This window comes from Salipiger sp. ABN3_019, assembly GCF_056158605.1.
Window position 1 is genome coordinate 1,333,630 of sequence record NZ_JBSWTP010000010.1, and the last position, 9,822, is coordinate 1,343,451.

General features: G+C 67.0%; 6 protein-coding genes. 1 reads left to right on the forward strand and 5 read right to left on the reverse strand.

All coding sequences use genetic code 11. The features are described from left to right. Positions 1-3: 3 nt before the first annotated feature. From ACXAD2_RS28285 to ACXAD2_RS28300, 4 genes are all read right to left on the reverse strand, one after another. Positions 4-1,236, reverse strand: a complete 1,233-nt coding sequence (locus ACXAD2_RS28285; RefSeq protein WP_475178335.1) for an NAD(P)/FAD-dependent oxidoreductase — start codon at positions 1,234-1,236, stop codon at positions 4-6. Then, a complete protein-coding gene (locus ACXAD2_RS28290) occupies positions 1,233-2,627 on the reverse strand; it encodes an FAD-dependent oxidoreductase (RefSeq protein ID WP_475178338.1) in 1,395 nt (464 codons plus the stop codon). Before ACXAD2_RS28290 ends, ACXAD2_RS28285 begins: the two co-directional genes overlap by 4 nt. 160 nt (positions 2,628-2,787) lie before the next feature. Continuing rightward, complete coding sequence (locus tag ACXAD2_RS28295; RefSeq protein ID WP_475178341.1) at positions 2,788-3,546, reverse strand: DeoR/GlpR family DNA-binding transcription regulator; 759 nt, start codon at positions 3,544-3,546, stop codon at positions 2,788-2,790. Positions 3,547-3,769: 223 nt separating this feature from the next. After that, a complete protein-coding gene (locus ACXAD2_RS28300; protein WP_475178345.1) occupies positions 3,770-6,601 on the reverse strand; it encodes an FAD-binding and (Fe-S)-binding domain-containing protein in 2,832 nt (943 codons plus the stop codon). 60 nt (positions 6,602-6,661) lie between these two features. On the opposite strand from ACXAD2_RS28300, the gene ACXAD2_RS28305 reads away from it, so the two are divergent. Continuing rightward, entirely contained in the window at positions 6,662-7,597 is a 936-nt protein-coding gene (locus tag ACXAD2_RS28305) for a LysR family transcriptional regulator (RefSeq protein ID WP_475178348.1), read from the forward strand. Positions 7,598-7,634: 37 nt separating this feature from the next. On the opposite strand, the gene ACXAD2_RS28310 is transcribed toward ACXAD2_RS28305, so the two are convergent. Continuing rightward, positions 7,635-9,560 (reverse strand): HWE histidine kinase domain-containing protein, encoded by a 1,926-nt coding sequence (locus ACXAD2_RS28310; RefSeq protein WP_475178351.1) that lies wholly within the window; start codon positions 9,558-9,560, stop codon positions 7,635-7,637. Between the last annotated feature and the right edge of the window lie 262 nt (positions 9,561-9,822).

Sequence of the window (9,822 nt, forward strand, 5' to 3'; positions counted from 1 at the left end):
GGCTCAGCCTCTTTCTTCCAACCGCAACTCAAGCTCCTGTCCGGACAGGCCGCCTGTTTGCGCCGGCACCTTAAGTCGAAGCGGCTGCTCGGGATAGCTGTTGACCCGGCGCGACGCGACCTCTTGCCCCGCCGCGTTGCGGAGCACGAGGCGCCCGCGCGCCGCCCCTTCGGCACGGAGATTTAGCACGCAATCCACCTCCGCGCGGGCCAGCGATTGCGGCACCACGTAGCGCAGCCCCTCACCAAGCGTGATGCGAGGCCCCGCCTGCGTGATCGGGGCGCCGGTGGATAGGTCCTCTGCGATCCGCCGCGCGATGCGCCGGCCTTCGGCCCAGCAATGGCCCGCCGTCTCGACCGGGTGCAGCACGTTGCCCGCAACGAAGACCTGCGGATCGGAGCTGCGACCCTCGGCATCCACATCCGGCCCCAGCGTGCCCGGATCGAGCCGCAACGCGCTTTGCCGGGCCAATGTGGCCTCGGGCGTGAAGCGGCCGGAAAAGATAATGCCATCGCACTCCAGACGCTGCTCCGTGCCATCGGCCTTGCGCAGACACAGCGCCTCGACCCGGCTGCGGCCCTCGATCGAGAGCAATTGCGCCCCGCAATGGACCGGCACGCGCAGCGCCCGGCAAAGCTGCATGAAGAGCGCGCGTGTGCGCGGCACGCGGTCGGGCTCGATCAGCGCAACGGGTCGGATTCCATGACGGCGGCAGGTGAGCAGTGCGGCGAGCGAGACAAGCTCGCTGCCGATGATCACCGGTCGTGCGAAAGGGGCGCGGCCTTCGAGATAGACGAAGGATTGCAGCGCCGCGGTGTTCATCACCCCCAGTGGGCGGAGCCCCGGTGCGAGCAGTTGGGCACGGGACTGCTCACGGGTGCCCGTGGCGATGAGGATGCGGCGGGCAGTGAGGCGCTCGATCCCCTCAGTCGTTGCCACCTCGAGCACGCCGCCGGGCTTCAATTCAAGCACGCTGCTGCGGGTGCGTATCTCGACACCGGCGCGCTCTGCCTCGGCCACCAGCCGGCGCGCATAGGCAGGGCCACTGAGGATCCGGCGAAACTCGCGCAGGCCAAACGGCGGATGGCCGCAATGGCGCGGAATCCCGCCCGCGGTCTCAAACCTTTCGAGCAGCAGAACTTTTTTAACGCCGAGCGCTTTGAGGGTCGTGGCGGCCGAGAGGCCCGCTGGCCCGCCACCGACGACGATCACGTCATAGCCGTCGCGGGCGGTCATGGCGCGTCCTCCGAAACCATCGGCGCGCGCAGACGGCCTTCGCACAGGCTGGCGATCCGGGCGAGGCAGTTGAACCCCTGACAGCGGCCCATGGCGCAGCGGGTGCGGCGGCGGAGGCCGCCGAAATCGCCCGGCGGCAGCGGGCTTTGCAGCGCCGCCTCAACCTCGCGCGTCGTGACCATTTCGCAGTGGCACAGGATGCCGTCATGTCCCGGCTGCTGCCAATCCCGAGGGCGGTGTTCGGCAAGGTTGGGCATCTTGGGGACCGGCGGCACGGCAACGGCGGGCCCTGATGTGGAATGCGCCTGTGCCCAAAGGTCGAAAACGTGGCGTGCGATGCCCAGCGAGGCGGTGAGCCCGGTGGACCGGATCCCCCCGGCGCAGTAATAACCTAGGTCGGCATCGGCATGGACACGGTATTCCTTGCGCTCACTCGCCGGGCGCAATCCGGCATAGACCGCCGTGACCGGCATGTCGCGCAGCCCCGGCACCATCTCTCCGGCCCTTGCGATCAGCGCGTCAAGCTCGGGCCGGGTGACATCGGGACGGTCGCGGGCCTCCTGTTCTTCCGCCGTCGGGCCGACCAAAAGGTTGCCGAAAGCCGTGCGCGTCAACACGATGCCCTTGGTGCGGTCGTTCGGCACCGGCAGCAGGATCGTGCGCAGCAGCGCCGATGCCGCCTTGTCGAAGACCACGAATTGCCCCTTCCGCGGGCGGATCTCAAAGCGGCTGGCGCCGGTCAGCATCGCCTCGACGTGATCCCCGTACAGACCCGCGCAATTGACCACGGTTCTTGCCCGCACCTCCCCAGCCGCAGTCGCCAGATGCCATGTGCCGCCGTCGCGCCGCGCCGATCGAAGCGGCGCGCCAAACATGAAGCGCGCGCCAAGCGCCTGCGCCTGCGTCGCATAGGCGAGCGGCGCTGACCACGGGTCGATCACATGCTCGCGCGGCACCAGAAGCGCGGCGCGCACGTCCCCCGCCAGATGCGGCTCGCGGGCGAGCACCTCGGCGCGCGAGATCAGCCGCGCGTCGCTCACCCCATTTTCCTGCGCCTGCGCAAGTAATTCCGGCAGGCGCTCTTCCTCCTGCGCGGTCCAGGCCGCCACCATCGCGCCGGTCTCCAGAAGCGGCAGGTTCATCTCTTTGCGAATGCTGAGGTATTCGTCATAGGCCTGCTGCATGCAGCGCAGTTCAAGCGACCCCGGCGGCGCGTCGAACCCGGTGTGCAGGATCGCGCTATTGGCCTTGGACGCGCCGGACAGGATGTCTGTGCCCGCCTCGATCACCACAACGCGCGCGCCTTCCAAGGCAAAGCGGCGCGCCATCGCGCAGCCCACAACACCGGCACCAATGATTGCGACTTCCGTGTCGGGCACTGAAATGGTCAAACTACGCCTCCGTCACTTTCCATAGCGCGGAACCGTTGGCGCTCTGGATTTTGACTGATCGTGCATCAAAATGCCCGTATCCACAATATCGAGACGGTGCGCGAACAAGAAAACCCGCCGACTGCGGCGGGCTTTGCGGAAAGTTTCAGCGGATTTCCTGTCACTCGTCGGGCGCGACGATCAGATCCACCCCTGCCGCGCGCAGTGCCGCCTGTATCTCGGCGGTGGGCAGACGGTCTGTCACCAAACGATCAATGTCTTTCAGCGCCGCCACCTCGAACACCGCCGCGCGGCCCAGCTTACTGTGATCCGCCAGCACGGTGACCTCTTCCGCGCGCGCGACCATGGCGCGGGCAAGTTCCGTCTCGCGCAGGTCGAAATCCATGATTTCCCCGGTGGTCATCCCGCCGATCGTAAGCACCGCATGGCGGGCCTTGAAACGGCCAAGCTGTTCGATGGCCAGCGCACCCAGCGTCTCGCGACCCTCGGCGGCAATCTCGCCGCCGACGAGATAGACCCGATGCTGGCCCTCGGGGCGGGACAGCAGGCGGGCGATCTCCGGCGAATTGGTGATCACGGTAAGCGCGCGCCGCCGCGCCAGCGCCCGCGCAAAGGCGATCGTTGTCGATCCGGTGTCGATGAAGATCACCGCCCCCTCGTCAAACAGATCCGCCGCGCAGCGTCCGATCGCCGCCTTTTCGCCCGCCAATGTCTCCATCCGCGTGTCGAAAGGCCCCTCGACAAGCCCACCGTCGCCCCGGCTGGAGGCTTTGCGGGCCCCGCCGTGAAACTTGCGGATCCGCCCCGCCCCGTCCAATTCGTTCAGATCGCGCCGGATCGTCTCGCGGGAGGCATCGAACCGCTCGGCAAGATTGTCGACAAGCACCTCCCCGAGATCCTCGACAAGTTGCACAATCATTTCCCGGCGCGCAGCTGGCTTCACGAGGGTCCTCCCAAAAACATTCACCAAAATGGTGACGGTTTGGTCACCAATATAGACTGTTTCCACAGGTTGGCGGAACGAGGTACCCGGCGCAACGGGAATGGGAAGGGTGCGGTGCCTACGCGCCAGCTTCGGCGCGCAGGTGATCAATCCTGCGGCCTTCGGGGGCAAAACACCGGGTTTGGAGCCTTCGCGGAGCTTAACTCAGACGGTCCGCAATCAGGCCCAGCGGGTGACGCATCGGCGTGCCAGAGAGCCGCTCCGTCTGGCAGCGGCAGGAAAACCCCGTGGCCACTGCCTCATTAGCTTTAGACAATGGCTCAGCCCAAGACATATCGAACAGCTTGCGAGACATCTGCTGGTGCCGTTCCTTGTGCCCGAACATACCCGCCATGCCGCAGCATCCGGTTGCGGGCGTATCGATCTGCAGCCCCAGCGCGGCAAACACCTCCTGCCAGTCTTTCCGCGCCGCCGGCGCTCCGGTGCTTTCGGTGCAATGGGTGAAGAGGCTCAGCGCCCCGCCGGGCACCTGCGGCATCCTCGCCCCGCGCCGGACCTCCGCCGCAAGAAATTCCTGCGGCAAGAGCACCTCCGGCACGACGAGCCCCGCCTTGCGATAGTCCTGCCGCAGCGCCATGACGAAGGCCGGGTCGAGACCGATCATCGGCGCGCCGCTGGCCGCCCCGTTCCTGAGCGCCGCCACCAAACGCGCCGCCATCTTCGCAAACCCCGCCCGGTCGCCAAGATCGCCCGCCACTTTGCCCGCTGGCAGCATTTCGACAAAGAGCGGCGCATAGCCGAGCGCCGTGAGACCACGATAGACATCGCGCTGCGTCGCGCCGTCATAGAGCGCCGAGAACCAATCCATCCACACAAGAACCGCGCGCTCCGGAAGCGCGCGCTGTTTGAGCTCGGCCAGCGAGATCCGTGCTGAACGCGGCAAGGGGTGCGCCAGATCAGCAGGCAGGTCCGTCACGCCCAGCACGGCCTCTGCCACGCGCCGCGCGAGCGGCCAGAACGGGCGTATCACGGGGGCCGCGCGCAGCATGAGCGGGCTCAGACGTTCGGCCAGCAGCATTGCCCGGTCGGTCAGCGGCCGCGCCTTGCGGGTGTAGACGTCCGCGTAGAACGCCGCGCGCATCGCCGGAATATCCACCTGAACCGGGCAGGTCGAGGCGCAGGCCTTGCAACCGAGGCAGGTATCGAGCGTGCCAAGAAGGTCCGCCTCGTCAATCGTCGCCTCTCCTGTTCGCTGATCCTGGTGCCATGCGCGCAGCGCATCGGCGCGGCCCTTGGGCGAGTGTCTCACGTCCCCCGTCGCCTTGAAGGACGGGCACATAGGCACGCTCGCCGCATAGCTGAGACATTGCGCATTGCCGTTGCAGCGGAAGGCCTTTTCCAGCGGGTCGCCCTCGGGCGCGTTGAACGGGCGGAAGGGTGTCGTGGCGATCCCCATGACCGGCGCTCCCGCGGCGACCAGCTTGCCGGGATTGAAACGCCCCGAAGGATCGAAGGCGGCCTTTACCCCCTGCAGCGCGGCATAGGCCTCCGGCCCGATCCAGTCCTCGAGATAGGCGCCGCGCACCCCCTTGCCGTGCTCGCCCCAGAAGATGCCGCCATGGCGGTTGACCAGCTCGAAGATCTCGTCAGAGACCTGCACCAGCCGCGCGCGGCCCTCCTCTGCGTCGATATCGAGCGCCGGGCGGATGTGCAGGCAGCCCACGTCCACATGGCCGTAAATGCCAAAGCTCAGCCCGTGCCGGGTGAGAATGTCGAGAAAACCGTCGAGGAACTCTGGCAGCGTCTCGGGCGGCACAACGCAATCTTCGACGAAGGCAACGGGGCGCGCCCGGCCGTCGATCTTGCCAAGCAGCCCGACACCGGCCGAGCGGACCGCCCAAAGGTCGCGGATGTCATCGCTGCCTGCCGCGACATGCACCGCCCGGATGCCGGGCAAGCCCTGCAGACGCGCCTCGCAAGCCGCGATGCGTGCCGCAAGTTCCGCCGGATCGTCACCATTGAATTCAACGAATGTGTAGGCCAGCGCCTCACCGCCCCGCGGACGCAGGGTTTCGGGCAGGCGGCCAAGCAGACCGGCCTCTTCGGCCAGCGCCTGGACCCTCTCGTCCATCACCTCGATGGCCGTGGGGTTGTCCTGCAGCAGCGGCATCGCGGCGGCCAGAGAGTCGCGGAAACTGGCAAACCCCGCGACCACGAGGCGCTTTTCCTTGGGCAGCGGGCGAAGCTTCACCCGGATGCGGGTGATCGGCCCAAGCGTGCCTTCGGATCCGGGGAACAGCCGCCACCACTGAAAGCCGCCCTCTTCGGGGCAGGCGCGCTCTAGGTCATAGCCGGTGAAGCGACGGTTGAGCCGCGGGGTGTTTGCGATGAAGGCCGCGCGCCCGGCCCGCGCTGCGGTTTCTGCCGCCGCTAGCATCGGCGCGGCCCAGTCCGGCGCGTTCCTGAGGCTGGAGACCAGCCCCTGCCCCCGCGCGATCTCGACCCCCAAGAGATTGTCCGAGGTCTTGCCGTAGATGCGCGAGCCCTTGCCCGAAGCATCGGTCGACACCATGCCGCCGACGACGCAGCGGGTCGAGGTCGAGGTTTCGGGCGCAAAGAACAGCCCCTTGGACCGCAGCCGCGCGTTCAGATCGTCGAGCACGATGCCCGGCTCCACGTCGGCCCATTGTCCCTCGGGATCGACCTCCAGCAGCCGGTGCATATGGCGGCGCATGTCGAGGATGATGCCGCGGTTGAGGCTCTGGCCATTGGTGCCGGTGCCGCCGCCGCGCGCGGTCAGCGGGACATGAGCAAACTCGGGGCGCTCCAGCACCGACATGCAGGCCACCACATCCGCAGCATCGCGCGGCGCGACGATGAGGTCGGGCAGGATGCGATAGACCGAATTGTCGGTCGACATCGCCGCCCTGAGCGCGCTGTCACGCGTCACCTCTCCGCGAAAGCCCGCGTCCTTCAGGGCGCGGGGAAGTCGGTCGATGGCGTCGGAAAGGCTGCGGTCGGTGGCGGTCATCTGGGTCTCCTGTCTGGCGGCATATTGACCGAAGACCTGTATTCTTTGAAATTGAAACATATGAAGATTGATTCAGAAAATACGAACTTCAACTTGCGTCACCTGCGGGCCATCCACGCAATCCGCGCGGAAGGCAGTTTTGCCCGTGCGGCGGACCGTCTGGGTGTGGTGCCCTCGGCGCTGACTGAGACGGTCCGCCAGCTTGAGGACATCGCCGGCGGCGCGCTCTTTGACCGCCGGTCCCGGCCCCCTGCGCCAACGCCGCTGGGGCAGGAGTTTCTTGAAGAGACGGCACCGCTGCTCGCGGCCATGGACCGCGCGCTGTCGCGGCTGCGCGATCGGGCGCGCGGTCTGCGCGGGCGCCTTCGGATCGGCGCGACGCCCTCGGCGATCACCCCGCATGTGGCCCCGGCGATTGCCGCCTTCCGGCAGAGCCATCCTGATGTGGACCTCACCCTGCATGACGATGTCGCCGAGGCGCTGGCGGGGATGGTCGCAGACGACCGGCTCGATCTGGCGATCGCGGGACGCGCCCGCAGCTCGCCAGAGCTTGTTCAGACCGAGATCGCCGCCGATCTCTTCGGGCTGGCCTGCGCCGCGGGTCACCCTCTGGCGCGTGCCGGGGCGGCAGTGCCGCTGGATGCCATTGATCCGCAAGAGCTCATTCACCTTGGCGCGGATACCGGCACCTCGCGGCTGCTTGCGGGCGCGGCGCTGCCCGCGCGGTTCAAAACCGGCCCGCTGCGGAGCCATTCCACCATCGCGCAGCTTTGCCTCGTGCGCGCGGGCGTGGGGATCGCGCTGCTGCCGCGCAATGCGGTGGAACTGTTCAACGATCCGGGCATCGCCTTTGTCCCGCTCGCGGACCTGCGGCTCGAACGCAAGCTCTACCTGCTGACCCCGGCACGGCGCGCGCCCTCGCCCACCGCCGCGGCCTTCGAAGTGCAGTTTCGCGACCTCAGCGCGAAGACGGCCGCAAGCCGCGCGGAGCGTTGAGCGCACGCCAGCCGCTCTACCCTGACCGGCTGGCCCTTCACATGCTTTTCAGCGTAGCCAGAAGCTCGGCCTCAGAGATGGGTTTTGCAAGCCGGGGCACGCCGGTCATCGCCTCGCCGTCATAGCCCGAGATGATCACCACCGGCACACCATGCGCCATCAGTTTGTCCAGCACCGCTGTCGAGCGCTCGCCCGCAAGGTTCTCGTCCAGCAGGGCAAGGTCAGGCATGCCCTTCTCAAGCGCCTCGAGCGCCGTAGCAACGGTGCCATGTTGACCAAAAAGCGCATAGCCTGCGTCTTCCATCATACCCGCAAGGTCCAATGCGATGATCGGCTCGTCCTCGACGATCAGGACCGTCGTTGCAGGATCATCTCCCCCTGCGATGACCTCGGCGGCGGAAGCGGAGGGCTCGGCAGACCACGCGCCGTTGCGCAGGGTTACCGCGTAGCTGAACTGCCCCGGCGCAATGGCTTGCTCGATCTGTCCCTGAAAATGGTCCTGAACAACCCGCTGCAGCAGAACGGTGCCGAAGCCGCGCGGAAGGTCGTCTTGAGCCCCCTCCGGCGCGATCAGGCCCGAATGCTCGACCCAACGCAGCAGCACCGCGCCATCTTCGCGCCGCACACTCCAGTCCACTTCGAGCGCGCCCTCGGGATCGCCAAGTGCGCCATGTTTCAGGGCGTTGGTGCTCATCTCATGGATCATCATCGCCAGCAGTTGCGCATCGCCCGCCGGCAGCGAGACTTCGGGGCCAGACAGCGACAGGCGGACGCCCTCGGCAACGCCGAAGGTTGCGATCTCGACCTCGATCACCTCGCGCAGTGTCAGACCGTCCCACTTCCGCTGCGACAGCAGACCATGGATCCGTGCCAAAGCCGCGATCCGGTCATCGAGCTTGGCCTTGTAATCCGCGACGGTCTCGGCCGAAATCAACCGCGCCACGGCGCGCAGGATCGCCAGAATGTTCCGCGCGCGGTGGTCGATCTCCTGCGACATCACCGCCTCGCGCGCCCGCGCCCGCTCCAGTTCGGCCCAAGACATCACCGTCTCGAGCACCTTCTCGACCAATGCCACGTCGAGCACGCCGGTCGATCGGTGCCGGGACCAGTGGATATAGAGCACCGCATGCAGCGCGCCGCCCGACAGCCATGGAACCAGCACGCCGCTGGCCAGATTGCGCGATGACATATAGGCCGCCGTCTCGGGGTCCTGCCCTGCCTCGCCTCTGCTGACAAAGACGTCCTTGCCAGCTTTGAGCTCGGCCAGCAGCGCCGGGCCGAACACCGACACCCCCTCGGGCCGCCGCGCCGAAGACTGCGGCGGGTAAACCTCGCACAGCGGGACGGCGGAGCCGCTGCCATCGAATTCCGTCAGCCCGACGAGATCGGCCCCCAGATGGGTTCCGAGCCGCTCAAGAGAGACCTGCATCCCGTCCTGCGCGCTGGTGCAATTGCGCAGCGCTTCGTTCAGCTTCACCATGCATTCGGCGTTGCGCCGCTGGATCACGTTCTCGGTGGTCTCGCTCCCAGAGTTCCAGACCCCGACGATCTCACCCAGCTCGCCGCGCATCGGCGTAAAGCTGTAATTCCAATAGGTTTCTTCCAGATAGCCAAAGCGCTGCATGGGCAGCATCTGGTCTTCGAGAAAAAGCCCCCTGCCGCTGCGGATCACTTCGTTGAACTGCGGCTCGATGATCGACCAGATATCGCTCCAGACCTCGCGCGCAGGCGCGCCGAGAGACGCCGGATGCCGCGGTCCGGGGATTGGCGCCCATGCGTCATTGTACAAAAGCCGCAACTCCGGCCCCCAGTAGATTGCCGTGGGAAACGCCGAATTGAGACAGATCGACAGCGCGGATCGCAGCGACTGCGGCCAGTTCTCCGGCGGGCCGAAGGGATGCGCGCTCCAGTCGGCCTCACGGATACGCCGCGCCATCTCGCCGTCCCCGGCAAGAAAGTCCATTGGCCCAAAGTGCGCATCTTGCTGACGAAGCATCCTGTCCCCCCACGACGCCGATGCAGTGCAACATAGCAGCCCGCGAGGGCCCGGCCAGAGGCGCTGGGGTTGCTTGGCGTTGGGTCATTCGGATACCCTGCCCCACGTCGAGCGCAGGCAGTCGGCTCGATCCTGGCGCGAATTGCCCAGACAAACGCGCATAGCGCGACCCGGGTGGGTCGCGTGGCGGGCGCTTGGCGCCGCAGGATAGGGATGTGTGGCCGAGGAA